Origin of the sequence: Mycolicibacterium sp. MU0053 (genome assembly GCF_963378095.1) — a bacterium.
In the GTDB taxonomy this organism is placed as follows: Bacteria; Actinomycetota; Actinomycetes; order Mycobacteriales; family Mycobacteriaceae; genus Mycobacterium; species Mycobacterium burgundiense.
Map to the genome: position 1 here is coordinate 4,391,457 of NZ_OY726397.1, position 26,124 is coordinate 4,417,580.

General features: G+C 69.3%; 22 protein-coding genes and 1 tRNA gene. 12 read left to right on the top strand and 11 right to left on the bottom strand.

The genetic code is table 11. From position 1 onward, the window contains the following. Positions 1–16 precede the first annotated feature (16 nt). Positions 17–739 carry an oxygen-binding di-iron domain-containing protein gene (locus RCP80_RS20960; protein ID WP_308479502.1) on the top strand — a complete coding sequence of 241 codons (723 nt, stop codon included), beginning with the start codon at positions 17–19 and terminating at the stop codon, positions 737–739. On the opposite strand, the gene RCP80_RS20965 is transcribed toward RCP80_RS20960, so the two are convergent. Continuing rightward, the gene (locus tag RCP80_RS20965) at positions 734–1,288 is read right to left on the bottom strand and encodes a DUF488 domain-containing protein (RefSeq protein WP_308479503.1); all 555 of its coding nucleotides are present in this window, start codon (positions 1,286–1,288) and stop codon (positions 734–736) included. The genes RCP80_RS20960 and RCP80_RS20965 overlap by 6 nt on opposite strands. Before the next feature lie 85 nt (positions 1,289–1,373). On the opposite strand from RCP80_RS20965, the gene RCP80_RS20970 reads away from it, so the two are divergent. Genes RCP80_RS20970 through RCP80_RS20980 form a run of 3 tightly spaced genes read left to right on the top strand, consistent with a single transcriptional unit; the run spans position 1,374 to position 3,509 of the window. Then, a complete protein-coding gene (locus tag RCP80_RS20970) occupies positions 1,374–1,925 on the top strand; it encodes a hypothetical protein (RefSeq protein WP_308479504.1) in 552 nt (183 codons plus the stop codon). A gap of 18 nt (positions 1,926–1,943) precedes the next feature. Next, the gene (locus RCP80_RS20975; protein WP_308479505.1) at positions 1,944–2,876 is read left to right on the top strand and encodes an LLM class F420-dependent oxidoreductase; all 933 of its coding nucleotides are present in this window, start codon (positions 1,944–1,946) and stop codon (positions 2,874–2,876) included. A 27-nt stretch (positions 2,877–2,903) separates the two neighbouring features. Continuing rightward, positions 2,904–3,509 (top strand): hypothetical protein, encoded by a 606-nt coding sequence (locus RCP80_RS20980; protein WP_308479506.1) that lies wholly within the window; start codon positions 2,904–2,906, stop codon positions 3,507–3,509. 1 nt (position 3,510) lies between these two features. Here RCP80_RS20980 and RCP80_RS20985 read toward each other — a convergent pair whose 3' ends face one another. After that, positions 3,511–5,004 (bottom strand): dynamin family protein, encoded by a 1,494-nt coding sequence (locus tag RCP80_RS20985; protein ID WP_308479507.1) that lies wholly within the window; start codon positions 5,002–5,004, stop codon positions 3,511–3,513. A gap of 59 nt (positions 5,005–5,063) precedes the next feature. On the opposite strand from RCP80_RS20985, the gene RCP80_RS20990 reads away from it, so the two are divergent. Beyond that, the gene (locus tag RCP80_RS20990; protein WP_308479508.1) at positions 5,064–5,513 is read left to right on the top strand and encodes a hypothetical protein; all 450 of its coding nucleotides are present in this window, start codon (positions 5,064–5,066) and stop codon (positions 5,511–5,513) included. On the opposite strand, the gene RCP80_RS20995 is transcribed toward RCP80_RS20990, so the two are convergent. The 3 genes from RCP80_RS20995 to RCP80_RS21005 form a co-directional block, all read right to left on the bottom strand. Further along, positions 5,510–7,366 (bottom strand): dynamin-like GTPase family protein, encoded by a 1,857-nt coding sequence (locus RCP80_RS20995; protein ID WP_308479509.1) that lies wholly within the window; start codon positions 7,364–7,366, stop codon positions 5,510–5,512. The two genes, RCP80_RS20990 and RCP80_RS20995, sit on opposite strands and share 4 nt — an antisense overlap. An 82-nt stretch (positions 7,367–7,448) precedes the next feature. After that, positions 7,449–8,531, bottom strand: coding sequence for an IniB N-terminal domain-containing protein (locus RCP80_RS21000; RefSeq protein WP_308479510.1), 1,083 nt, complete (start codon positions 8,529–8,531; stop codon positions 7,449–7,451). Between the two features lie 295 nt (positions 8,532–8,826). Further along, positions 8,827–9,363 carry an Rv0340 family IniB-related protein gene (locus RCP80_RS21005; protein ID WP_308479511.1) on the bottom strand — a complete coding sequence of 179 codons (537 nt, stop codon included), beginning with the start codon at positions 9,361–9,363 and terminating at the stop codon, positions 8,827–8,829. 222 nt (positions 9,364–9,585) lie between these two features. Between RCP80_RS21005 and RCP80_RS21010 the strand changes: the two genes are divergently transcribed. The 3 genes from RCP80_RS21010 to RCP80_RS21020 all read left to right on the top strand — a co-directional run bounded on the left by RCP80_RS21010 (position 9,586) and on the right by RCP80_RS21020 (position 17,024). Beyond that, positions 9,586–11,430 carry an Hsp70 family protein gene (locus RCP80_RS21010; RefSeq protein ID WP_308479512.1) on the top strand — a complete coding sequence of 615 codons (1,845 nt, stop codon included), beginning with the start codon at positions 9,586–9,588 and terminating at the stop codon, positions 11,428–11,430. Between the two features lie 14 nt (positions 11,431–11,444). Further along, positions 11,445–13,904: an isoniazid response ATPase/transcriptional regulator IniR gene (iniR, locus tag RCP80_RS21015; RefSeq protein ID WP_308479513.1), complete on the top strand. Its 2,460-nt coding sequence runs from the start codon at positions 11,445–11,447 to the stop codon at positions 13,902–13,904. Positions 13,905–14,072: 168 nt separating this feature from the next. Continuing rightward, a complete protein-coding gene (locus tag RCP80_RS21020; protein WP_308479514.1) occupies positions 14,073–17,024 on the top strand; it encodes a (Fe-S)-binding protein in 2,952 nt (983 codons plus the stop codon). Between the two features lie 3 nt (positions 17,025–17,027). Here the strand turns inward: RCP80_RS21020 and RCP80_RS21025 are convergent, their stop codons facing one another. Beyond that, positions 17,028–17,450: a hypothetical protein gene (locus tag RCP80_RS21025; RefSeq protein ID WP_308479515.1), complete on the bottom strand. Its 423-nt coding sequence runs from the start codon at positions 17,448–17,450 to the stop codon at positions 17,028–17,030. Positions 17,451–17,649: 199 nt separating this feature from the next. On the opposite strand from RCP80_RS21025, the gene RCP80_RS21030 reads away from it, so the two are divergent. Beyond that, complete coding sequence (locus RCP80_RS21030; protein ID WP_308479516.1) at positions 17,650–18,915, top strand: pyridoxal phosphate-dependent aminotransferase; 1,266 nt, start codon at positions 17,650–17,652, stop codon at positions 18,913–18,915. Further along, positions 18,916–20,166, top strand: coding sequence for a YibE/F family protein (locus RCP80_RS21035; RefSeq protein WP_308479517.1), 1,251 nt, complete (start codon positions 18,916–18,918; stop codon positions 20,164–20,166). Here RCP80_RS21035 and RCP80_RS21040 read toward each other — a convergent pair. The 4 genes from RCP80_RS21040 to RCP80_RS21055 form a co-directional block, all read right to left on the bottom strand. Continuing rightward, the gene (locus RCP80_RS21040) at positions 20,159–20,515 is read right to left on the bottom strand and encodes a nuclear transport factor 2 family protein (protein WP_308479518.1); all 357 of its coding nucleotides are present in this window, start codon (positions 20,513–20,515) and stop codon (positions 20,159–20,161) included. The two genes, RCP80_RS21035 and RCP80_RS21040, sit on opposite strands and share 8 nt — an antisense overlap. 18 nt (positions 20,516–20,533) lie before the next feature. Next, positions 20,534–21,256 (bottom strand): maleylpyruvate isomerase family mycothiol-dependent enzyme, encoded by a 723-nt coding sequence (locus RCP80_RS21045; RefSeq protein ID WP_308479519.1) that lies wholly within the window; start codon positions 21,254–21,256, stop codon positions 20,534–20,536. A gap of 4 nt (positions 21,257–21,260) precedes the next feature. Then, entirely contained in the window at positions 21,261–22,586 is a 1,326-nt protein-coding gene (locus RCP80_RS21050) for a UDP-glucose dehydrogenase family protein (RefSeq protein WP_308479520.1), read from the bottom strand. A gap of 85 nt (positions 22,587–22,671) precedes the next feature. Beyond that, entirely contained in the window at positions 22,672–24,330 is a 1,659-nt protein-coding gene (locus RCP80_RS21055; protein ID WP_465270702.1) for a DUF7159 family protein, read from the bottom strand. A 199-nt stretch (positions 24,331–24,529) separates the two neighbouring features. Here RCP80_RS21055 and RCP80_RS21060 point away from each other — a divergent pair, with 199 nt between their 5' ends. Then, positions 24,530–25,243 carry a mycothiol-dependent nitroreductase Rv2466c family protein gene (locus RCP80_RS21060; RefSeq protein WP_373693388.1) on the top strand — a complete coding sequence of 238 codons (714 nt, stop codon included), beginning with the start codon at positions 24,530–24,532 and terminating at the stop codon, positions 25,241–25,243. Here RCP80_RS21060 and dcd read toward each other — a convergent pair. Continuing rightward, positions 25,240–25,812, bottom strand: a complete 573-nt coding sequence (gene dcd, locus RCP80_RS21065; protein WP_308479522.1) for a dCTP deaminase — start codon at positions 25,810–25,812, stop codon at positions 25,240–25,242. The two genes, RCP80_RS21060 and dcd, sit on opposite strands and share 4 nt — an antisense overlap. 45 nt (positions 25,813–25,857) lie before the next feature. On the opposite strand from dcd, the gene RCP80_RS21070 reads away from it, so the two are divergent. Continuing rightward, positions 25,858–25,931, top strand: a tRNA-Gly gene (locus RCP80_RS21070). Positions 25,932–26,124 lie beyond the last annotated feature (193 nt).

The window sequence follows — 26,124 nt, forward strand, 5'->3', positions numbered from 1 at the left end:
GAGGAACATTGTGCAGATGAACTCGACGGAGGTCGACGAGATCGCGGCGGGCATCTACCGCATTTCGACCTGGATACCGGGCATCACCGAGAACGGTTTCACGTTCAATCAGTTCCTGCTGACCGGTGATGAGCCGCTGCTTTTCCACACCGGTCAGCGTTTTCTGTTCGCGCAGGTATCCGAGGCAGTCGGACGCGTCCTCGGCGGGCGACCGCTGCGCTGGATCTCCTTCGGCCACCTGGAGGCCGACGAATGCGGAGCGGTGAATCTGTTTCTCGCGACCGCACCCCAGGCCGAGGTCATCCACGGTCCGCTGGCCTGCATGCTGTCGCTGACGGATATGTGCGATCGGCCCCCGGTGGTGGCGCCCGACGACGATGTGCACGATATCGGCGGGCATCGCCTGCGGTTCCTGCCGACCCCACACGTTCCGCACAACTGGGAAGCGGGGCTGTGGTTCGACGAGACGACCTCGACACTGCTGGCCGGAGACCTGTTCACCCACACCGGACGCTGTCCCGCCTTGACCGAATCCGATTGCGTTGCACCGGCCCTGGAGGCCGAGCAGATTTTCCACGCCACCGGACTGACGACGAATCTGGTGCCGACACTGACGGAGCTCGCAGCCTTGCGTCCGGCCACGTTGGCCGTCATGCACGGTGCATCGTTCTCCGGCGACGGGTCGGCGCAGCTGCAGGCGCTGGCGGATGGCTATTCCGGGATGCTCACGGCCTCATGAGGTCTGCTCCTCCGGCGGATAGCTGACCCGCTTCCCGTCGACCCGCGCGAACGACGTCAGCACGTGCCTGCGCGCATTTGTCGCCGACATGATCTCCACGGCCGGCACCCCGCGCGCCTCGAGCGCGTCGGCCACCAGCGACCGGTGGCAGCGCCACGGCACCGCCTCGGCGCACATGATCGCGGTGCGCCCGGACTCGGCGCCGGCGACGAGTTCGGCTACCGCAGCGGCGAACTCGTCGGTCTGCATGTAGTCGGCGTAGCCGCGGAAGCTCTTGTTGCGCCACGCGCTGTTGGGGGAATCCTTGCGCGCATGCCGCAGCCCGCCTAGCGCGGGCATCGGTACGTATGCGATGCCGGCCGCCGGCAGGGACTCGGCCAGCTCGTCGGCGTTGAACTGTGGGTTGTGCCGCGACCGGGGAATGGTCCGAATGTCGGCCAACCGCTCGATGCCGTAGCCGTGCAGCAACGCGACGAACTGCTCCGAGGGCAGCGTCGAATGCCCGAGCGTGAAGATCGCATCGGGGGGCCACGACGGTTCGGGCGCCACGGGCGCAGGATAGCCCCGGCTACGGCTTCGTAAACATCATTAGCCACAGGTTTCACTCCCGCACCACCGCGGGTACCGTGAGGCCATGGTCTCCAGGCTGGCGTTGGCCGGCACCGCGCTGCTCGCCACGTTTGCGTTGGTGAGCTGTAGCAACGTCACCGACGGCACGCCGGCCTGCCCGGGCTGCGGCACCCACGCCGAACCCGAGTTCCCCACCGCGCGCCCGCCGGTGCCGTCGCCGACCACCCCGACGCCGGCGCCCGGCCCGACCGCCACGGCCGCACCGCCCTCGGGCACCGAGACCCTGCCGGCCGATGCCCAGGGCTACGTGTTCGTCCAGACCAAGTCCGGCAAGACCCGCTGCCAACTCAACTCCGAGGCCGTCGGCTGCGAATCGCAGTTCGAGAACTCCCCCGACGTCGACGGCCACCCCGCCAACGGCGTCAACGTCACCTCGTCCGGATCGGTGCGCTGGATCCTCGGCAACCTCGGCAACATCCCGGCGATCACCCTGGACTACCGCGATTACAGCGCGCAGGGCTGGACCATCGCCGCCAGCGCGGAGGGCACCCGCTTCACCCATCAATCCACCGGCCACGGGATGTTCGTCGCTGTGCAGGGCGTCGAGACGTTCTGATCCGCCTAGGCTGGGGGCATGGATTTTCGGGTATTCGTCGAACCTCAGCAGGGCGCCAGTTACGCCGATCAGCTCGCCGTCGCCAAAGCCGCTGAATCACTTGGGTATTCGGCTTTCTTCCGCTCCGACCACTACCTCGCCATGAGCGGCGACGGCCTACCTGGCCCCACCGATTCGTGGGTCACCCTGGCCGGGCTCGCGCGCGAGACCAGCACCATCCGGCTCGGCACCATGGTGAGCTCGGCAACCTTCCGCTACCCCGGCCCGCTGGCCATCTCGGTGGCCCAGGTCGACGAGATGAGCGGCGGCCGGATCGACCTCGGCCTCGGCACCGGCTGGTTCGAGGACGAGCACACCAGCTACGGCATCCCGTTCCCGTCGCTGCGGGAACGCTTCGAGCGGCTCGGCGAACAACTCGACATCCTGACCGGGCTGTGGACCACCCCGACCGGGCAGACCTTCGACTACACCGGCGCGCACTACACGGTCGCGGACTCGCCCGCGCTGCCCAAACCCGCCCAGCGTCCGCATCCGCCGATCATCATCGGCGGCAAGGGCGCCAAGCGCACCCCCGCCCTGGCGGCCAAACACGCCGCGGAGTTCAACGTCCCCTTCGATTCGCTGGACGTCATCAAGACCCAGTACGGCCGGGTCGCCGAGGCCGTCACCCAGGCCGGCCGCGAACCCGACTCGATGACCTATTCGGCGTGCTTCGTGGTGGCGGCCGGGCGCAACGACGCCGAGGTGGCCCGCCGCGCCCAGGCGATCGGGCGCGAGCTCGACGAACTGCGGACCAACACGCCGCTGGTCGGCACCCCGGCCGAGATCACCGACCGGCTCGCACCGTTCGGCGAGGCCGGCGTGGAACGGGTGTACCTGCAGGTGCTCGACCTGTCCGATCTCGACCACCTGGAATTGTTTGCCGACGGGGTTGTCGCTGCGCTGCGCTGACGGCCGCGGCCGTTACTATCGGAGCCCGTGGCCCGTAACGACACTCCTGACGACGAGTTCTACAGCGACCCGACCCGCGCGGCCAACTACGGCGGCGACAGCGGCGGCCAGGCCTACAGCGAGCTCCCCCCGGAGCCGCCGGTCCCGCCCGCCGATTACGGCTACCCGACCGGCTATCAAACCGGCTACGGGCAGGCGCCCGAACCGCCGACGCCGTGGTACCGCAAACCCGCCGCCCTGGTGGCGCTCGGCGCGGCGGCCGCCTTGCTGCTCGCGCTGGCCATCTACGCCATCGTGCAGTTGACCGGCGATTCCTCGAGCCCGACCGACGCCACCACCACCACGACGACGACGCCGACCACCACCGCGGCCCCGACCGAGACCGGCGGCACGCAGGCCCCGGCGCCGGCCCCGGTCCCCGGCGAGACGCTCACGGTCACCGAAACGCCGCCGCCGATCGAGGAGCCGCCCGCCGAGGAGACCACCACCACGACGACCGAGGCGCCCACCACCACCGAGGAGCCGACGACCACCACGGCACCGCCGACGGAGACGGTGACCGAGACCGAGACGGTGCGGCCGACCTGGACCCGGCCCACCCTGCCGACGCTGTTCCCGCGCCCCGGCGAGTAGGTCAGTAGCCGCGCGCGGCGAACAGGGCCACCAGTGCCTCGGCGCTGCGCACCGCGGCGCGACAGGCGCGGGTGGTGAACGGATCGTTGAGCGGATGCTCGGCGCGGCGGCGCCACCGCTGCGCGGCCGCGAACGCCGCCCGCGGCCCGTCGTAGGGTTCCTCGGCGGTCAGCCCCAGCCGGCTGGCCGCATCCGTTCCCGACCCGCCGATGATCCGGCGCAGCGACACGATCTCGTCGTCGGTCAAAGTGGTTGGTCGCGAACGTAGTTGGCTGAGCAGCCGCAGCTCTTCGAACGCGTGCGTGTCGGCCAGCAGCGGATCGATGTCGGCAATGATGTAGGGCGTCGCCCGGATCGGGTGCACCTCGACGAACCGGCGCAGCGCGAGCATCGCGGTGTGCGCCTTGAGCAACTCGGAGCGCTGCGCGAACTGCTGATCGATGACGTCGCGCAGCGCCACCAGCCCGCTGCGCTCGAGCAGTTCGTCGGCCAAACCCACCGAATCGCCGATCCCCGAGCGCAGCACCGCGATCGAGATCCGGATGCCGAACATCCCGAACCGGTCGAGCAGCGCGGCGCGGGTGGCGGCGTCGACGGGCAGGGTCTGGTCCTCGCGCACGAACCGGTCCACGCTGAGCATGGCCTTGTTCAACTCGGCCGCGTCGACCCCGGCGAGCTTCTCCAGCGCCACGAACTCGCTCTGGCGCAACGTGCGCGCGGTCAGCGCCAACAACCCGGACACCGGCACCACGGCCTGACAGATGCCGGTCTTGTCCATCTCGGTGGTGAATCGTTGCGCGACATCGTTGGCCGAGAGCATCGCGTCGATCCGGCCCGCCCCGATTTCGTCGGCGCGCGAGGCCACCCCGATGACGCCCAGCGCCCCGGCCGATCCGCCGACCAGTTCACCGATCTGCTTGAGCAGCGCGATGTCGGCGGCGTTGAGGGTGCGCAGCAGGAACACCACCGCGTCCACCCGCGGCACCCCGTCCTCGGGTACCAGTAGCCGCAGCGTGCGCTCGGAGACGTCGCGCGACAGCGACGACGTCCCGGGGGTGTCGATGATCGTGGTGTCGATCAGTTCCGCGGCCGGCCACTCCACGTCGAGCCCGGCCACCTCGGCGGGGTCCAGCGCCGCGAGGTCGAAGGTCAGGCCGCGGTCCTCGGCGTCGCGGCCGATCGGCACGTTCGCGCGGCGCCCGCCGTAATAGTTGGCGGTCACCTTGGGCGTGGGACCGTGCCGGAACCAGGTGACGATCCGGGTGGCCTCGGTGGCGTCGGTGGGGGCGATGTTCTCCCCGACCAGCGCGTTGACCAAGGTCGACTTGCCGGCCTTGAGCGTCCCGGCCAACGCGATGCGGATGGGCTCGTTGAGCTGCCAGCCGATCCGGTCGAGTTCGCTGAACACGTCCGGGCGCTGCTGATAGGCGGGTTCGCCCTGATAGGCGCGGATCGTTCCACCCAGGATCGCGCGCACCTGATCGCTAGTGCTCATCGGTTCATTGAGTTTACGGGCCGCGCCGCGGCGCGGGTTCGCGGCTAGGATCGGCGCCCGTGGCTGACGACGACCGTTCCGACGAAGTGCCGTGGCATCGCAACCCCAATGTGGTGTTCACCGCCGGCGCGTTGGGACTGCTGCTGATCGTCGCGCTCGTCATCACCGTCGTGCGGATGTCCGACGAGTGGAGCAAACCCGAGCAGACCACGGTGTTCACCACCCCGCGGACCCCGGAGCCGACGACGTCGCGCGAGCGCCAACCCTTCGTGGTCACCCCGTCGGAGTCCACCACGACGTTCACCACCAGCGTGCCGCTGTCCACGACGGACATCGGGGTGCCACCGCCCGCCGAGGGCCCCACCGAGACCGGCACCACCACTACCACCACGACCACCACGGCGGAGGCCCCGGACACCGACGAGGATTCCGAGGCCACCACCACCACGCGGAAACGCCCGCGGTTCAACCAGACTCGGACGCTGTTCCCCAACGGCTCGCGGGACTAGCGACCCGGCCCGCGCAGCTTCTCGATGTTGTCGCTGACCTGGGTGAGGATGTTCAGCTGCCGCTGCAGTTCGCGGACCCGGTTGTTGCGTTCGGCCTCTTCCAGCTGCGCCGAGGCGATGGTGGCCTGCAGCGACTCGTTCAGGGATCGGGTGGTCTGGTTGGCGATCTCGCGGTAGTGGTCGCGCAACTGCCGTTGGATGCCCTTGAGCCGGTCCCGGGACTCCTTGCCCACCGCGAACGAGATGTCGTCGACGAAGCGGCGCAGGTTGGTCTTGGCCTCGTTGCGCACCCGCAGCATCCGGTTGTCCATTTCTTCGCGGTAGGACTTTCGACCCACCAGCAGACCGGCCCCCAGCGAGATGGGGTTGAACATGCCCAGACCGGCGATTGAGGTGAGCATGCCGAACATCAACACCCCACCGAAGGAGCCCCGCATGCTCGATACCGCCTTGTCCCCGACGCCGGCCGACTTGGACTCCAACCGCCCCAACGACTTCAGTCCATCGAAACCGGCGCCCATCTCGCGCGCGCTGACGTGCGGCAGCTTGATGGCGTCCAACCCGGCCTCGACGAAGGTCCGGGCCACCTCGTGCGCCAGCGCCTCGGCCCGCTGATAGGCCCAGACGAAGTTGTCCCCGACGGCGGTGGCCACGGCCTCCTCGACCTCGGTGCCGATCTCGGCCCAGTGCTGGGTCGGGTCGCAGGAGTCGATCACGCCTTCGGTGTGCGCCACGATCGCGCGAAACCGCGCCCGCAGATCGTGCTCGACGTCGGCGGTCAGGTCCGCGATCCCGTCGTTGAGCACCTGCTGCCACAGCGCGGTGTGCTGCAGCGCCTGCTGGGCTTCCTGCTTGCGGCGCTCCAGATCGTCGGTGAGTCGGCGGACGTCCTCGGGGTCGTTGATCGCCGACAGCTCGGCGTTCACCGCCAGAGTGAGATGCTCGGCGGCCGAATTGATTTCGCCCAGCACCTGGTCCCGAACCCGGTCGTTCTCGCGGGAGAGCACCTGCTCGGACAGGAACCGGACAATCGCCGGGAAGTTGGATTCCTCGTTGAGTTCCTTGTCGTTGAGTTGCACCGCGTGACCCCGCAGCAACGCCGACGCCGGGATCATCGGGATCGGCAGCCCCGCCCGCTGCAGGTGCGCGGTGTTGGCCTCGACGATCTGGCGCCAGTGCGGGTACAGGTCGGTCTTGGCGGCGATCACCACCCCCACCGGGCAGATCTCGTAGGCCTGCCGGATGAACCGCATCTCCGGTTCGGTGAACTCCTGGCTGGTGTCGCTGACCATGAGCATCGCGTCGGCGTCGGGCAGCAGACCCAGCGTCGCCGACAGGTGCGGCTGACCGTGCCCGCCCACGCCGGGGGTGTCGACGAACGCCAGGCCGCCCTTCAGCAGCGGGCTGGGCGCGCTGACCTCGACGCGCATCACCTCACGACCGCCGGCCTGGGGGGCGCGGCGTAGGTCGTGTTTGATGTCGTCGATCGGGATCGGGATGACCTCGGGCTCGGTGCCGCCCGGGCCCGGCGCGACCACCAGCCGGGCCGAGGGCTGTTCGCCGTAGGTGACGATCGTGACCAGCGCGGTGGTCTCGTCGTCGCCGACGCGGGCCACCGGCATGTTCAACAGCGAGTTCAGCAGCTGACTCTTGCCCTGCTTGAGCTGGCCGGCGATGACGACCCGAATCTGCGGGTCGCTGATCCGGTTGCGCGCTACCGCAAGCCGTTGCCGCAGGTCCGCGCGGTCATTGAGGTCGGCGATCGCGCTGGTGTGGTCGATCAGCTCGACGATCACCTTCACTCGGCGCGGGTCGTCGGCCCGGTTGGCCGGTGCGCTGTTCGCCTGTGTCACCGTTTCTCCCTCGCGTCAGGTCCACCGTAAGCCGCGAACGCGGCGGGAACCCGAAGGTCCCCGCCGCGCGGCGGATGCTCGATCAGAAGCCGAGCATGCTGTTGTCCGATCCCAGCGACGCCTCGTGTCCGGTGTCGAGTGCGCTGTTGGTCGCCGAGGTCTCCCGGCTGTTGTCGAACAGCGAGGCACTGCGCTCCGAGGAGTTGTCGTAGACCTCGGTCTGCGAGTGATCGGAGTAGTCGGCCGTGGTGCTGGAGGTGGCGACCTCGGTCTGGGTGTACACCGAGGTGTCCGACGAGTTGCCGCTGCCGGCGTTGCCGCCGACCTGGGTCTGATCGCCGCCGACGACGTTGCTGGTGGTCTTGTCGCTGACGATGACGATCCCGCCGCCACCGGCGTTGCCGCCCTGGGTGGTGTCGCCGCCGAGGCCGATGTCGATCAGACCGCCGCTGCCGCTGCCGGCGCCACCGCCGTTGCCGCCGCTGGCGTCGACGTCCTGGAACACCGGGCCCTCGTTGTCGGAGATCACCGAGCCGCTACCGGTGTTGACCGTGCCGTCGTCGTCGATGCTGCCGTCGCCGATGTTGACGTTGGAACCAGTGCCGGCCCAGACGTCACCGTTGACGACGTCGTTGTTGTTGCCGAGCACCGCGCCGTCACCGCTGACGATGTCGCCACGGTTGTCACCGTCGATCACCACGGCGCCGTCGGTGGCGGTGGTGGTCGTCTTGTTGCCCAGGGTGATGTCACCGAAGCCGAGGTTGAACGCACCCTGCTGGGCGTTGGCGCCGGCGTCCTGGACCGGGCTCATGATCGGCACCTGGTTGTGGCTGGCCAGATCGGTGTTGTTGTGGCTGGCCAGGTCGGTGTCCGGGGCGAACGTCGGCGACGGCGCCCAGGTCGGGGACAGCAGGCTGGTCGAGGCCGAGTAGTCGTTGGCCGGGGCGAACCCGTAGTGGTTGGACACCGCGCGCTGCAGGCCCACCACCGGGTCGCCACCGCCGAGCATCATGCTCGGGACCGCGGTGGCCGCGACGGTGGACAGCTGGGCGGCGGACAGTCCGGACAGGCCGGCGTCGCGCATGGCCGCCTCGGGCGAGGCGACGAAACTGCGGGCCGCACTCTCATCGCGGAAAAGGTTCAGGATCCAGTCGATAATGTTCATCTCTGTGCCTTTCGGTCATCCGCCGGACCTCCCGGCGATCTGGCAACAACGTTATGGGTTGACGCACCCCCCGGAAACGGGGCGCAAACCCGTGCTGCACCCCGCTTCGCTAGGGGTAGGAGTCCCCAGGCCATTAGGGGATTAGGGGGTCGATGGGGTTTGATGCGGGCAGTGCGGGGCATGCGGTGAAACCCCTAGACGAGCCGGGCATTTGACCTGGTGGTGGCCCCAACCAGCACAACGCCGACAACACGGGTGTTGTCGGCGTTGCGGTATTCGGGTCTGTGGCGCGCGGTCAGAACAGGTCGAAGCCCCCGGGCTCGTCGGCCGAACCGGGATCGGCCGGCAGCGCGGAGTCGAGCACGCTCTGGTCCCAGTGCGCCACCTCGTCCAAGGCCGGGTCCTCGAGCGGTTCGGAAATCCCGCTGAACTGTGGGTCCTGCTGGATCGTTGGCACCTGCTGGGCCAGATCCAGGTCGTCGCCGCGGACCGGGGCGCCCAGGTTGGGGTCGATCACGGTGTTCGGCACGTCGGCCAGGGCATCGATGCCCGCCTCGGGAACGGCCGGCGCGAAGGCGTCGAACGCCTCGAACGCCTGGGTCGCCGCGCCGCTGGTCCACACGTTGTCGTCGAGCGGCGTCGCGGCGCCGAACGACGGGGTCGTCATGGACAGTGAGTCGGCGACCACCGGGATCAGGTTGTCGACATCGACGCTGGTCACCGAGGTGAGATCGGCCGCGGCGAGGGCGCCTTCCGGGTCCGCCGCGTAGCGGGCCGCGACCGCGGGATCACGCACCAACGACATCACGAAGTCGAGCAATTCGTTGGCCATGACGTGTCTTCTCCCCTGTGCGGATAGTGCTGTCCGATGTCCCCAAAGACTAGCCAGCCGTACGGCGGGTGGGATCGGTGCTGACCCCACCGCGCCGTCGCGCGCATTAGGGGGTCACCCCATAGGGGATCGAAGACAATAGGGGGAAATGTCGTCGACCTCCGCCGACCCGGCCCGATCACCCGCTATCGTGAGAATCGTTATGAGCGACGGACATGAGTCATGAGTGACGTGCTGGGCCTGTCGATCGGCCAGACCAATCTGGGAGCGGCTCGGACCGCACGCCCACCGGTGACCCGTCGGGCGGTGCTCACGCTGTTCGACCATCGTCCCCCCGAGGTCGGGGTCCCGAGCGAGAACCCCAACCTGACCGAACCCGGCCTGATCATGTGGGGTTTCGTCGAGCGGGTCGGCGACCCGGTCCCGCTGGTCGCCCAGGACGGTTCCTCGCATCGCGGTGACGTGCTGACCGCCGAGGCGCTCGACGCCATGGCCCGCGCGGTCGCCACCGGTTCTCCACCGAGCAAGGTCACGGTCGCGTTCCCCGCGCACTGGGGTCCGGCGGTGGTGGGGTCGCTCCGCGCGGCGCTGCGCAACAAGCCGTCGTTGTTCTCCGACGGGGCGCCGCCGGAACTGGTCTCCGACGCGGCCACCGCGCTGGCCGCGCTGCAAACCGGCCCCGGGCTGCCCAGTTCCGGGGTGATCGCGCTGTGCGACTTCGGCGGCACCGGCACCACCCTCGCGCTCGCCGACGCGGGCCAGGGGTTGGCGCCGGTCGGCGAGGTGGTGCGCTTCGGCGAGTTCTCCGGCGACCAGATCGATCAGGCCGTCCTCGGCCACGTGCTCAACGGCCTGCAGGAGTCCGGCGACTCCGATCCGGCCGGGACGGCCGCAGTCGGTTCGCTGACCCAGTTGCGCGCCGAGTGTCGGGCGGCCAAGGAACGGTTGTCCGCCGAGACCTCCGCGGTGATCGGGGTGCAGTTGCCCGGCGCCACGGCCGACGTTCGGATCACCCGCGCCGAGCTGGAGGATCTGATCGACGCGCCGCTGCGCGACTTCCTCGACATGCTCGGGGATACCTTGGAGCGCAACCGGATTCCGGCCGCGCAGCTCTCCGCGGTGGCCACCGTCGGCGGCGGTGCCGCGATCCCGCTGATCACCCAGCGGCTTTCGGAGCTGCTGCGGGTCCCGCTGGTGACCATGCCGCAGCCGGCGTTGACCGCCGCCGCCGGCGCTGCCGTCATCGCCGAGCAGGGCCCCTCCCCCGACGCACCCACCGGCATGGCGCCGGCCCCCGACGCCGCGGACCTGCCCACCGGGTTGGCGCCGGCCGCCTGGGCCGCGGGCGCGGCCGGGGCTGCGGCCGCCGAGTCGGCGTCGGACGGATCGCCGTCGGCCACCTTCCGTGCGCTGGCCTGGTCGCAGGACGACGACGGCAGCGAACCGGTGCCCTACACCGGCGCGGATTACACCTTCGATCAGGCCGCCGCCGCCCGCCCGCCGATCGAATTCGAGACCGACGAGGTCGACGCGTTCGGGTCCGACGGCGGCGAACCGCCGTCGCTGCCCTGGTACCAGCGTCCCCCGGTGCTCTTCGGTGCCGCCGCGGTTGCACTGCTCGCGGTCTCCGGGGTGGCCTTCTCGCTGACCGGCAACTCCGCCGACAGCGAACCGGTCACGGTGAAGACCACGCTGCCCACCTCGGAGACCCTCACGACCGTGATCACCGGTACCGACGGCGAGCGGACAGTGTCCACCACGGTGGTGCCCCCGCCGCCGCAGCCGACGACGACGACCGAACCGACGGCCGAGCCCACCACCACCACCACCCAGCCGACCACCACGACAACCACGACGACGACCACCACCACCACCACCACCACGACCCAGCCCACGACGACCACCACCCGCCCGACCACGACGACCCCGCCGCCCACCACCACCGAGCCGCCCCCGACCACCACCGTGGCGCCGCCCACCACGACGCAGGCCCCGCCGCCGACCCCGGACGAACCGATCATCGATGACGGCGCCGCGGGCGGCGACGTCCCGATCGACGGCGAGTAGCCGTTGGCCCCGCCGTGACCGAAGTCCCCCCGGCCGCCCGGGCCGTCGTGAGCGCATTCGGCGATCCGGCCGCCACGCCGGCGAAACTGCTCGTGGCCGGCGGCATCGGCACCGGCAAGACCGCAACGCTGCTGGCCATCCGGGAAGCGTTGCGGGCCAACGGGATCGAGGCGAGTACCACCGCAGCCGCGGAGCTCGCCGGGACGGCGATGGTCATCGACGACGCCGAAGCGCTCACCGACGCCGAACTCGGGGTGCTCACCGGATTGGCCAGGACGCCCGGGTCGACGGTCGTGGTGGCGACGCAACCCTGTGAACAGCGCCGTGCCCTGCGGGAGCTGATGACCACGATCGAACGCGAGCGGCCACGGGTGACACTGGGCGCGCTGTCCCGCATCGAGGTGAGCCGCCGGCACGACAATCAGGACGCCGAGATCATCAGTGCCATCCTGGCCGCCACCGCCGGGTTGCCGTTCCTCGTCGACGCCGTCGCGGTGACCGAGAACATCGCCCGATCAAGCTATTTCGCGCTCGTCGACCGGTTGCGTCGGGTCGACGAGGCGTTGCTCGAGGCGATGCTCATCGCGTCGCTGAGCCCCGGCTTGGGCCCGGCCGACATCGCGGCGGCATTGCACATCGAACCCGACCCGGCGCGCGAGGTCACGGACCGGGCGTTCGCCACCGGGTTGCTCGACGCCGCGCTGGGCGCGCCGTTCACCGCGACCGTGCACCGCGCCGTGGCGCAGATCCTCGGCGCCGTCCGGCATCACGAGATCGAAACCGCCCTGCTGCGCAGCCAGCTCGAATTGGGCACAATGTCAACGGATCTCGCGCTGCAGTTGGCCGAACACGGCATGCGCGAACCGGGCCTGTCCGCGGTGCTGACGGAGGCCGCGACGCGCGCCGACGGCCGCGCCGATATGGTGCGCGTCTATCGGGCCGCGATCGACGCCGGACCGGAAGCCGGCTCCGAGGCCCTGTCCGCACGGCTGGCCGATGCCCTGGCGCAGCGGGGCCGGTGCGGTGAGGCGGCCGCGCTCAGCGATGCGCTGCTCGACAGTGCGGACCCGGACGTGCGGGCGACCGCGGTGCGGGTGGGCGCCTCGGTAGCCATGCACGACGGTCACGCCGATCAGGCCGCCGAGCTGTTCGGGTGGCTGGGCCCCGACGCCTCGGTCGGCGCGTCCGCAGCGGTGGTGTTTGCCGCCGTCGGGTCGCTGCCGGCCGCCCGGGATGCGCTGGAAGGCGGGCGGGCCGGACCACCGACGTCGGGGGCGCGCGCCGCCCGCAACCTGGCCCAGGGCCTGTTGATGACCTTCGACCAACCCTATGACGTGGCCGCGGCGCGGCTGGGCCTGGCGGCCGGCGGCCCGCCGGCGCAGCACGCCGTCCCGGACACCCCCGCGGCCGTCATCGCGCTCGCGGCGCTGCACTCCGGGGATCCGGTGCGGGCCCGCAGCGTGCTCGCCCGGGCGTTACGCGAGGCCGACACCACACCCGCAGCGGCGTTCGACCATCGGCACCGGCTGCTGCAGGCCTGGCTGAAGATGCAGGACGGCCAGCTGACGGCCGCAGCGGCCGAGGTAGCGGCCCTGCCCGGCCCCGAGCTGCACCGGCGCGACGCCCTGTGGTGGACCGCACTGCAGGCGGCGCTGGCACGCCGCAACGGCGACACCGGGGCCCTGCAGCAGCACTGGTACGCGGCCATCGAGGTGCTCTCCGAGTATTCGGTTGACCTGTTCAGCCTGCTGCCGCTGGGCGAGCTGTGGGTCGCCGGGGTTCGCATGCGGCAGGAGGATCGACTCGCGCATCCGCTGGATCAGGCCTTCGGCCTGCTGTCCGACCTCGGCAACCCGGTCGCGTGGAGCCTGCCGCTGCGCTGGGCCGGGGTGCACGCCGCGATCCTGGCCAACTCCCCGGAGTCGATGGCGCCGCACGGGCAGGCACTCAGCGCGGCGGCCCCCGCCAGCGCGTTCGCCCGGGCGCTGGCCCAGGCCGGACGGGCGTGGCTGCGGGTGTTGGCGCACCAGGTCGAGGTCGACGACGTCGCCGCCGCCGCCCGCGGGCTGGCCCAGTTCGGCCTGGGCTGGGACGCCACCCGGCTGGCCGGCCAGGCCGCACTGCAGACGCCGGATCCGCGGGTCTCGAGCGCCATGCTCCAGGTGGCGCGGGACCTGAAGCTGGTCGCCGGTCAGGACGCCGGCGCGGGACCGGAACCGACGGGCACCCCCGCGGGTGGCGAGGACGCCCCCGCACGCCCGGCGCCGACGCCGGCCGGGGCGCTGTCCGAACGCGAGCGCGAGGTTGCCGAACTGTTGTTGCTGGGCCTGCCCTATCGCGATATCGGCGCCCAATTGTTCATTTCGGCGAAGACCGTCGAGCATCACGTGGCCCGCATTCGGCGCCGTCTCGGGGCCGAATCCCGCTCCGAGATGCTGTCGATGCTGCGGGCGATGTTGCTGCCCCAGGGCTGATTTCGGACCAATCTCGCGCTGAGACGCATAACACACCGGCGCCAAGTTAGGTAAGCCTCGGTAGCGGCAGGAATCACCGAAGTGTCACTATGAGCAGGACGTGGTCTAGTTACCGGCCAGTAACATAGCCGATGTTACCCACGGGTAACTACAGAATGGAGGCGCGCGGTGGGCACTCTCGAGTGGATCAGGTTGGGCATAGGCCTGGCTGCGACCGTGATCGTGCTGGTATTCGCCGCCAAGCGGGTGCTTTGGCTCACCAACCTCATCCGGTCCGGTCAGCCCACCATTCACGAGGGCGCGCGCAAGGATGATCTCGGTCAACGCCTGCTCAATCAGGCCAAGGAAGTCTTTGCCCAGACCAAGCTGCTGAAGTGGTCCATCCCCGGCATGGCGCACTTCTTCACCATGTGGGGCTTCTTCATTCTCGCGACCGTGTATCTCGAGGCCTACGGCGTCCTGTTCGACCCCGAGTTCCACATTCCGATCGTGGGCCGCTGGCCCGCGCTGGGCTTCCTGCAGGACTTCTTCGCCGCGGCCGTGCTGGTCGGCATCATCGTGTTCGCGATCATCCGGCTGCGCACCGAACCCAAGGAGCACGGCCGCTCGTCGCGGTTCTACGGCTCGCACACCGGTGGGGCCTGGCTGATCCTGTGGATGATCCTCCTGGTCATCCTGACCTTCGCGGTGTTCCGCGGCGCGGCCGTCAACGTGCTCAAGGACGACTTCCCGTATCAGTCCGGCGCCTTCTTCTCCGACGCCATGGCCTGGCTGATGGCCCCGCTGGGCGACACCGCAAACCACGTCATCGAGACCGTCGCCCTGCTCGGCCACATCGGCGTCATGCTGGCCTTCCTGCTGATCGTGCTGCACTCCAAGCACCTGCACATCGGCCTGGCGCCGGTCAACGTCACGTTCAAGCGGCTGCCTGACGGCCTGGGTCCGCTGCTGCCGATGGAGCACAACGGCGCCCTGATCGACTTCGAGGATCCCGCCGAGGACGCCGTGCTCGGCAAGGGCAAGATCGAGGACTTCAGCTGGAAGGCCTACCTCGACATGACCACCTGCACCGAGTGCGGGCGTTGTCAGTCACAGTGCCCGGCCTGGAACACTGGCAAGCCGCTGTCCCCGAAGCTGCTCATCATGGACCTGCGCGATCACCTGTTCGCCAAGGCGCCCTACATCATCGGCGGTCAGACGGTCCTGGAGAACACCCCCGAGGGCGGCCTCGGCGAAGAACTCCGCGGCGAGAAGCACGCCGAGGAACACCACGTCCCCGAGTCCGGATTCGGCCGGATCACCGGGTCGGGCCCCGATCAGGCCACCCGTCCGCTGGTCGGCACCGCCGAACAGGGCGGCGTCATCGACCCCGACGTGCTGTGGTCCTGCACCACCTGCGGCGCCTGCGTCGAGCAGTGCCCGGTGGACATCGAGCACATCGACCACATCGTCGACATGCGGCGCTATCAGGTGCTGATGGAGTCCGAGTTCCCCTCCGAACTCGCGGTGCTGTTCAAGAACCTGGAGAACAAGGGCAACCCCTGGGGCCAGAACGCCAAGGACCGGCTCAACTGGATCGACGAGGTCGAGTTCGACGTCCCGGTCTACGGCAAGGACGTCGACTCCTTCGACGGCTACGAGTACCTGTTCTGGGTCGGCTGCGCCGGTGCCTACGAAGACCGTGCCAAGAAGACCACCAAGGCGGTCGCCGAACTGCTGGCCGTGGCCGGAGTGAAGTACCTGGTCCTCGGCGACGGCGAGACCTGCTCGGGCGACTCGGCCCGCCGCGCCGGCAACGAGTTCCTGTTCCAGCAGCTCGCCGCGCAGAACATCGAGACCATCGACAACCTCTTCGAGGGCGTCGAGACCGTCGACCGCAAGATCGTCGTGACCTGCCCGCACTGCTTCAACACCCTGGGTCGCGAGTACAGCCAGACCGGCGCCAACTACACCGTGCTGCACCACACCCAGCTGCTGAACCGGCTGATCCGGGACAAGAAGCTCACGCCCGTGAGCCCCGTCTCGCAGGACATCACCTACCACGACCCGTGCTACCTGGGCCGACACAACAAGGTCTACGACGCACCCCGTGAGCTGATCGGTGCTTCCGGTGCCACGCTCACCGAGATGCCGCGGCATGCCGACCGCGGCCTGTGCTGCGGCGCCGGCGGCGCGCGGATGTGGATGGAAGAGCACATCGGCAAGCGCGTCAACACCGAACGCACCGAAGAGGCCATGGACACCGGCGCCTCGAAGATCGCCACCGGCTGCCCGTTCTGCCGCGTGATGATCACCGACGGTGTCGACGAGGTGTCGGCCGCCCGTGAGGTGGACAAGGTCGAGGTCCTCGACGTCGCGCAGTTGCTGCTGTCCTCGTTGGATCTGTCCGAGGTGAAGCTGCCCGAGAAGGGCGTCGCAGCCGCCGAGTCCGCCGCGCGCGCCGAGGCCCAAGCCGCTGCCGCTCCCGTCGCCGAACCCGAGGCCCCCGCCGAGGAAGCACCCGCGCCGGAAGCCAAGACCGAGGCACCGGCCGCGCCCGCGGCCCCGGTCAAGGGCTTGGGCATCGCCGGCGGCGCCAAGCGTCCCGGCGCCAAGAAGGCCGACACCCCGGCCGCCGAGGCGGCACCGGCCGCACCCGCAGCCCCGGTGAAGGGCCTGGGCATCGCCGGCGGCGCCAAGCGTCCCGGCGCCAAGAAGGCCGCTGCCGCACCGGAGGCCACGACCGAGGCACCCGCCGCCGGAGCGGCACCCGCCGCGCCGGTCAAGGGCCTGGGGCTGGCCGCCGGCGCCAAGCGCCCGGGGGCCAAGAAGGCGGCTGCCGCACCGGAAGCCACGACCGCGGCACCCGCCGAGCCGACCGCCGCGCCCGAGGCTACAGCCGCCGAACCGGCCAAGCCCGAAGCTCCGGTGAAGGGCCTCGGCATCGCTGCCGGTGCGCGTCGTCCCGGCGCCAAGAAGGCCCCGTCCGCTCCCGCGCCCAAACCCGAAGCCGCACAACCCGAACCGGAACCTGCGGCGCCGGAGCCGGCCCAGGAGTCCGCTCCGGAACCGGCCAAGGACGAGCCGCCGGTGAAGGGTCTGGGAATCGCGAAGGGGGCCCGGCCGCCGGGCAAACGCTAGGGGTCAGCCGACCTTGGTGAGCTGGAACGGCGTCCGGTCGATGTGGCCGCCGGGACAGCCGTAGTTGGAGTCGCTGGACACCGTGCCACCGAGGGTCACCGGGTTGACGTCGATGGAGATGAAGGCGGGCGCATAGCGCCCGTCATCACAAATCGCGCCGTCGGGTTTGGTGACCACGAAATGCCAACTGTCGCCGTAGTACGTGGCCGGGCTGATCCAGCCCTGGTTGCTCGACACCGTTGCGGTGCACGCGGCTGGGGCGCACGTCGAGGAAATGGTCCACAGGAACTCGTCGGCGCCGCCCGTGCCGGTATAGGTGCCGTTGAGCAGCGGCGGCGGTGCGGCGGACGCGACGGCGGCAAAGCCGAGCATCGCCGCCGTCAGGGCGCCCGTGGTGACCAGTGCGCGTGTCGATGCCAGCTTCATGTGTGGGCCTCCTGAGGCGATACCAAATTCCCAGCAAGTTAACAGCCGGCCAGGGTCATTTCGGCCACGCGGGAGCTGAAACCGCCGGTCGTGACGGCTACGTTGCCGAACCGAAGACGAAATGCAACGTGCGTCACAGGTTGGTGGCGAACAATTCCGCGCCGAAAATGCGTGGACAGGCCGTGGGACAATTGCCGTCATGAGTACTTCGCAGTTGCCGTGGCACACCACCGGCCACGAGCACCGGCAACGCATCTTTACGCAGTCGACCAAATTGCAGGACGTCCTGTACGAGATCCGCGGGCCGATCCACGATCACGCCGCCCGGCTCGAGAACGAGGGCCATCGGATCCTCAAGCTCAACATCGGAAACCCGGCCACCTTCGGCTTCGAGGCCCCGGATGTCATCATGCGCGACATCATCCAGGCGCTGCCTACGGCCCAGGGTTATTCGGACTCCAAGGGCATCCTGAGCGCGCGCCGAGCGGTGGTCACCCGTTATGAACTGGTCGACGGCTTTCCCCGGTTCGACGTCGAGGACGTCTTCTTGGGCAACGGTGTCTCCGAGCTCATCACGATGACGCTGCAGGCCCTGCTGGACAACGGGGACCAGGTATTGATCCCCGCGCCGGACTACCCGCTGTGGACGGCCTCGACCGCGCTGGCCGGCGGCACCCCGGTGCACTACTTGTGCGACGAGACCCAGGGCTGGCAGCCCAGCATCGAAGACCTGGAGTCCAAGATCACCGATCGCACCAAGGCGCTGGTGGTGATCAACCCCAACAACCCGACCGGCGCGGTGTACAGCCGCGAAATCCTCACCCAGATGGCCGATCTGGCGCGCAAGCATCAACTGCTGCTGCTGGCCGACGAGATCTACGACAAGATCCTCTACGACGACGCCAAGCACATCAGCATGGCCTCGGTCGCCCCCGACGTGTTGACGCTGACGTTCAACGGCCTGTCCAAGGCCTACCGGGTGGCCGGCTATCGATCCGGCTGGCTCACCATCACCGGCCCCAAGGAACACGCCAGCAGCTTCATCGAGGGCATCAGCCTGCTGGCCAACATGCGGCTGTGCCCCAACGTGCCTGCCCAGCACGCGATTCAGGTGGCCCTCGGCGGTCATCAGAGCATCGACGATCTGGTGCTGCCCGGTGGCCGGTTGTTGGAGCAACGCGATGCGGCCTGGAATGCGCTCAACGAGATCCCCGGGGTGTCCTGCGTGAAGCCCGCGGGCGCGCTCTACGCGTTCCCGCGACTGGACCCCGAGGTCTACGACATCCAGGACGACGAGCAGTTGGTGCTCGACCTGTTGCTGCAGGAAAAGATCCTGATCACCCAGGGCACCGGGTTCAACTGGCCCGCACCGGATCACCTGCGGATCGTGACGCTGCCCTGGGCGCGCGATCTGACCAACGCCATCGAACGGCTGGGCAATTTCCTGACCAGCTACCGTCAGTAGGTGGCGCATTCCCATTCCCACTCCCACCAGGGCGGGCCCGCACCGGTAGGCCCGATCGCAGCCAGGATTGTCGTCGGCCTGCTCATCGCGATCGGCATCGGTGTGCTCGTCGGCGGTGTGCTGCTGTGGCCCGCTCAGCAGAAGGTCGACATACCGCTGCCGTTTCAAGACGCCACCGGCGGCGCGGTGAGCACCGAAGGTGGGCAGGTGATCTCGAGCACGCTCGGCGATTGTGGCAGCCCCTCGGTGGGCCAGGTGCTGACCACAACCCCGGCTCCCGGCATCGCGGGCGCCGGGCGCTGCGCCCAGGCACTGATCGCCATCGGATCCGGACCCAACGTCGGCGCCAACACCCTGCTGGAGTTCAGTCCATCCCCTGGCCAGCCGAATCTTGCTGCCGGCGAACACATCCGGATCACCCGGCAGGTCGATCCGCAGGGCGCCACCAGCTACGCGTTCTACGACTACGAACGGACCTGGCCGCTGATCCTGCTGGCGGCCGCGTTCGCCGTGGTGATCGTCGCGGTCGCGCGGTGGCGGGGACTGCGGGCCCTGATCGGCATCGTGGTCGCCTTCGGCATTCTGGTGGTGTTCCTACTGCCCGCCCTGCGGGACGGCGCACCGGCGATTCCGGTGGCGCTGGTGGCCTCGGCCGCCATCCTCTACGCGGTGCTCTATCTGGCGCACGGGGTGAGCCTGCGCACCAGCGCCGCGCTGCTGGGCACCCTGACGTCGTTGCTGCTGGCCGCGGGGTTATCCTGGGCGGCAATCGAACTCGCGCACCTCACCGGGCTGTCAGAGGACCAGAACAACCAGGTGACCGCCTACCTGGGGCACATTTCCATCACCGGCCTGCTGCTGGCCGGGTTCATCATCGGGTCCCTCGGTGTGCTCAACGACGTGACCGTGGCCCAGGCGGCGACGGTCTTCGAGCTGGCCAACGTCGGCGAGAACCCCTCCCGCCGAGCGATTTTCACCGGCGCGATGCGAGTGGGGCGCGACCACATCGCCAGCACCGTCTACACGCTGGTGCTGGCCTATGCCGGCAGCGCACTGCCGCTGCTGCTGTTGTTCAGTGTGGCCAATCGCTCGCTGGGCGATGTCCTGACCAGTGAGGCCGTTGCCATCGAGGTGGCCCGCTCCGCGGTCGGTGGTATCGCGCTGGCCCTGTCGGTGCCGCTGACCACGGCGATCGCCGCGGTGCTGGCGACCAACTCGCCGAGCGCTCCCCCGGCCCGACGCCTCAGCTGACGAGATCGTCCTCGGTGAGGTCGGTGGCGGCCAGGGCGCTGGGCAGATCGTCGTGCCGGAACACCGAGGTGACCTTGTCGTGGACCACGCGAAATGCCGAGGCGCAGGTGCCGCCGTCGCCGAACCGCTGCTCGACGACCACCACGCCGTCGTGCACGTAGGTCCTGCCCACGCTCACCGCGGTGGGAAAGGCCTGTGCCCACTCCCGCAGGGCGGTCAGGCCCTGGGTCGCGCCGTGCGCGTCGCCGACGTCGATGTCGTCGGCGGACAGTTGCAGCAGCGTGTCGATGTCCTTGGTGTCCAACGCGTCATGCCAAGCGAGCACGGTGGCGAACTCCGAAGTGGTCATAGCAGCCAACCTATCCGGTCACAGCGACATTGCGGCCAACCAGGTGTGCAGCGCCTCATCGGCGCCGAACACCTGGACCTCGGTCTCCTCGACCGCGCGCCGCCTGGTGGTGAGCAGCAGCAAGTCGGCCACCGGCCCACGTAGGGCCACATCGCCCTTGGCGTGCTCGTGTCGCCAGCTACCGTCGCGCAGGGTCCACTCACCGGCCGCGCCCAACCCGTCGTCGGTGGCGTGCAGGTGCACGGATTTGTCCCCCAGCTCGGGAAGCCGGGGAGTCAGCAGGTCGAACCATTCGCTGAGCGCGTCCGCGGCCTGCGCGGGCGGGATGGTGAAGTCGACGCCGACGGCAATCGCGGCGTCGGCGCGGTGCACCGCCACCTCGTGCACCCAGCGCCGAATCCACCACGCGGCGGGCCTGGGGCCACCGAAGGTCCACACCGGGGTGTCCGGTCCGGTCCGGGCCACCGCCTCGAGCAGAATCTGCGGCCCGTCGAGCAGCCACTGCCGGGCGGCCGCCGGTTCGGTGGGCGGCTTGCCGTCGCGCACCGCCTTGGGGTCCGCCGGGCCGTCCAGCCCATCGGTGACGTTCTGCGCGGCCCACCGGATTCCGCGGCCGACGTGCCGAAACAGGTGGTTCAGGGTCCAGTCCGGACAGGTGGGAACCGGGGTCTGCGGGTCGGCGCCGAGCACCAGGTCGGCGAATGCGGTGACTTCCTCGGGGAGTTTCGCTGCGTGGTCCACGCCGTCAGCGTACGACCCGACCGAGGCAGTGCACCTGCCAATCGGCGGCCTGCCAGCGCGCGATGTCGAGGCAGTTGCGGCCGTCGACCACCACCCGGTCCCGCACCACGTCGCCCAGGTCCCGTGGATCGAGGTCGACGAATTCCTTCCATTCGGTCAACACCAGCACCGCGTCCGCGCGCTCGCACGCTTCGAAGACCGACGTCGAATAGTTGAGGGTGGGAAACACCTTTCGGGAGTTCTCCAGCGCCTTCGGGTCGTAGACGTTGACGGTCGCGCCGTTGAGTTGCAGCATGCCGGCGACATTCAGGGCCGGCGAATCGCGCACGTCGTCGGATTCGGGTTTGAACGCCGCGCCCAGCACCGCGATGTTGGCACCCAGCAGGGAACCACCGCACGCCCGGGTCGCCAACTCCACCATCCGAGTGCGCCGCCGCATGTTGATGCTGTCCACCTCGCGCAGGAAGGTCAGCGCGTGGTTGGCGCCCAACTCCCCCGCTCTGGCCATGAACGCCCGGATGTCCTTCGGCAGGCAGCCGCCGCCAAACCCCAGCCCGGCGTTGAGAAATCGCCGGCCGATGCGCGGGTCATAGCCCAGCGCATCGGCCAGCACAGTCACGTCTGCGTCGGCGGCCTCGCACACCTCGGATATCGCGTTGATGAACGAGATCTTGGTCGCCAGAAAAGCATTGGCCGAAACCTTGACGAGTTCGGCGGTCTGCAGGTCGGTCAACAGGAACGGCACCTCGTCGGCCAACAGCGGCGCGTAGAGGTCTCGGACAGCTTGTTCCGCGCGCGCCGAATCACGCTGCACGCCAAGGACAATCCGGTCCGGGCGCAGGGTGTCCTGCACCGCGAATCCCTCGCGCAGGAACTCGGGGTTCCAGGCGATCTCGACGTCGACGCCGGCCGGTGCCAGCGCGCGGGTCCGCTCCACCAACGCCGCGGAGGTTCCCACCGGCACCGTGGACTTGCCCACGATCACCGCGTGCCTGCTCAGTCGCGGCACCAGGGTGTCGATGACGGCGTGCACGTGGCACAGGTCGGCACCGAGTTCCCCCTTCTTCTGCGGCGTCCCGACGCCGAGAAAGTGCACGTCGGCGAATTCGGCGGCCAGGTCGTAATCGGTGGTGAAGCGCAGCCGGCCGGCGGCCAGGTTATCTCGCAGCAGCTTGCGCAGCCCGGGCTCATAGAAGGGGATCTCACCGGAGGCCAGCTTCTCGACCTTGCCGGGGTCGATGTCGACGCCGATGACCTCGTGTCCCAGCTCGGCCATCCCGGCCGCGTGGGTCGCACCCAGATAACCCGTTCCGAACACCGTGCATCGCATGAGCCCTGTCTATGGGGCCTGAGTGAGCGGACCGCATCGGGGCGCTGAGCGTCATGCCAACAGCAGGTAACGAGTTGCCGCGGGCTCAGTCACCGAATGAGGGCCACGGCCAAATCGAATCGGAGCCGCTCGACCCACGACTCGAACCGCGATCGGAACCCGAGCTCGAACCGCGGTCCGATCCCGAGCTGGACCCCGAACCCGGCCACCGCGGGCGCTGCGGTTGCTGCGTCTGCACCGGCCACTGCTGCTTCGGCGGGTCATAGGACGCCGGCGGATCCCACTGCGGCGGCTCGGATTTCGGCGGTTCCCACTTGGGCGGCTCCCACTTCGGTGGGTCGTACTTCGGCGGGTTGTACTTGGGCGGGTTGTACTTCGGCGGGTTGTAGTAGTCACGCGACGGTTCCCACGGCGGCCGGAACAGCGGCGGCAACACGTTGGGCCTGGGCAGCACGACTATCGGCGGCGGGAGCACCGGGGCAGGCACCACGGCAGGCGGCGGCGGAGCCACCGGAGGCGGTGGTGGCGGGGCGGCCGGTGGCGGTGGCGGTGGGGCCGCGGGTGCCGGAGCGGGGGCGGCCGGTGCGGGTGCGCGGTCGACGAACACCGTGCGCGGCGTCTGCGGCGCGGGCGCCTCCTGCACGACCGGCCTGGGCGCCTGAATCGTCTCGATCGGTTCCGGCGGCGCCGGGGCTGGCGGTTCGGGCGCCAACGCCACCGCCGGCGGCTTGGGCGGCACCACCATGCTCTCGCCGGGGGTGGGGCGCTCATCGACGGTGGGCCGGATGCTGACCGCGAGCGAGATCACCAGCGCGGCCACCCCGATCACGAAGATCGACGTCATTGCGCTGCCGACCAGCAGGAACGGCTTGCGCCCCGGCACGGCGGCGGCCGGGTCCTCGACCGGCGCAACGGCCTCGGAGAGATCGAGGAACCCCGAATCGGCCGCGTCCACCTCGCTGTAGGCCAATGAGGCGGCCGCGGCTGGTTGCATGTAACCGGCACCGGCCAGCTGGGTGACGTCGGCGGCCACCGGGGCATCGGCGAACCCCAGGCCCACCGTGGTGGCCTCGAACCGGGGCGCGTTCGCGCTCGCCAGCGCCGCGCCGCGGGCCAATGCCAACTCGGCCTCGTCCGGCGCGCTGACCGGAAGCGAGGTGGCCGACTCCAGTTGCAGCTTGATCGCGGCCACACTCACGCCCGAGCCCACGACGAACACGGCCTGCGGCGGTTCGTCCAGATCTTCCAGCCCGCCGACCATGGCGGTCAGCTCGGCGACGGCGTCCTCAGTGTGCAGGTCCTGACTCTGCACCTTGACGATCGAACCGTCGGCGGTCTGCACCACCGACATCGTCGCGGTGTCGCGTTCGAGGAACATCAGCGCGGTGCGCTCGTAACCCACCGCGCGCCCCACGGCTTGCGCCAGCGCACCCGCGGCGTGGAGCTCGGAGACCAGCATGACGTCGTCGATGTGGTGCCTGGCCAGCGTCTCGCGCAACGCCGCGGCCTCGTCGTGGTCACGCCAGGTGACCCCGGTGGCGGCCAGGTGATGACCACCTTCGGCCGCGCTCTCCCGAGTGCCCAGGATCGCGGTGACAACCTGCTCCGAGGCCGTTGCCGAGGTGTCCTCCGAGCCGACATTGAAGGCGTCGTGGTCGACCGTGAGGCCGTCCGCTTTTTCGCCTTCGACCAGCACCATGCGGACCGACGTGGGTGTCATCGACACACCAAGTACGATGTCCACTACGCCTCCAAAATTGTTTGCTAAGCCACTTCAGTTCTAGGCCGGGCACGCAGTCCGCCCAAGCCACCCACTACGAACTTCATCGAAGCTTCCACCTGCGGTGTTACATGTGCAGCCGCTGTGAAGTTCGGTCTCCGCAGGCCGCCGGTGGGCCTCGAAAAGCCGGTAGCTACCAGGGTACCCATGGGAGGCTGACGAGGTGAGTCCCCGAACCGACGAGGTCGATTTCCATTTCGATCCCATGTGCCCATTCGCCTATCAGACCTCGGTGTGGATCCGAGCCGTCCGGGACCAAACCGGGCTGACCGTGAACTGGCGCTTCTTCAGCCTCGAAGAGGTCAACCGCGTCGAGGGCAAAAAGCATCCCTGGGAACGCGACTGGTCCTATGGCTGGTCGCTGATGCGGATCGGCGCGCAACTGCGACGCCGCGACCCGGCGCTGCTCGATCAGTGGTACCTCGCCATCGGTCGCGAACTGCATGTGTCCGGCGGTAAGCCGCACGATCCGGCCGTGGCCCGTGCGCTGCTGGCCCAGATCGGCGCCGATGACGCGGTCTTCGACGCCGCGTTGGCCGACCCGTCGACCCATGATGACGTCCGGGCCGACCATCAGCGCGTGCTCGACGCGGGCGGCTACGGGGTGCCGACGCTGTTCTTCGGCGATCAATGCCTGTTCGGCCCGGTTCTGGTCGATCCACCGACCGGTGCGGCGGCGCTGCGGTTGTGGGACGTCGTGACCGGGATGGCGCAGCTGCCGCATGTGTACGAGTTGCAGCGCCCCAAGACCGCGGCCGATGCCGAGCTGATCGGGCGCAGCCTGCGGCCCTACCTCGACGGCCGGGATTGGGTGAGTATCAACCGCGGTGAGGTGGTGGATGTCGAGAAGCTCGTCGGCGGGAGCACCGAGGGTTAGGTGAGCTTGCGGAAGTTCTCGTAGGACCGCGACGGGGTGGGGCCCCGCTGACCCTGGTACTTCGACCCGGCCTTCGCGCTGCCGTACGGGTGCTCGGCCGGGCTGGTGAGCCGCAACAGGCACAGCTGACCGATCTTCATGCCCGGCCACAGCGTGATCGGCAGGTTGGCGACGTTCGACAACTCCAGCGTGATGTGACCGGAGAACCCCGGATCAATGAAGCCGGCCGTGGAGTGCGTCAGCAGGCCAAGCCGTCCCAACGACGACTTGCCCTCCAGCCGGCCCGCGAGGTCGTCGGGCAGGGTGCAGATCTCCAGGGTGGAGCCCAGCACGAATTCCCCCGGATGCAGCACGAACGGCTCGCCGTCGATGGGTTCCACCAGGCTGGTGAGGTCGTCCTGGCGCTGCGCCGGATCGATGTGGGTGTAGCGGGTGTTGTTGAACACCCGGAACAAGCCGTCGAGGCGGACGTCGACGCTGGAGGGCTGGACCAGGGACTCGTCGTACGGCTCGATGGCTAAACGCCCGGCGGCCAGTTCGGCCCTGATGTCACGATCTGAGAGCAACACCCGACGAGCGTATCGGCTGGTGGTGATAACCTCTCAAGCCACACCGCCGATGTAGTTCAATGGCAGAACATCAGCTTCCCAAGCTGAATACGCGGGTTCGATTCCCGTCATCGGCTCCACTATTACCGAGGCCCTGCTGGGCGTCGTGCTGGGCTGCGACGGCCACGACGTGGGGCGCAAATGCCTGGCCGCCCAACTCCTCTTTTCGCCCAACCCTGCGCCAGCCGGACGGATACACCCCATCGGCGTCGGACATGCCCACGCCCGAAGTCATGTTTCGGTGCTCATCCGCGACCTCGACCTCCCGGTGTT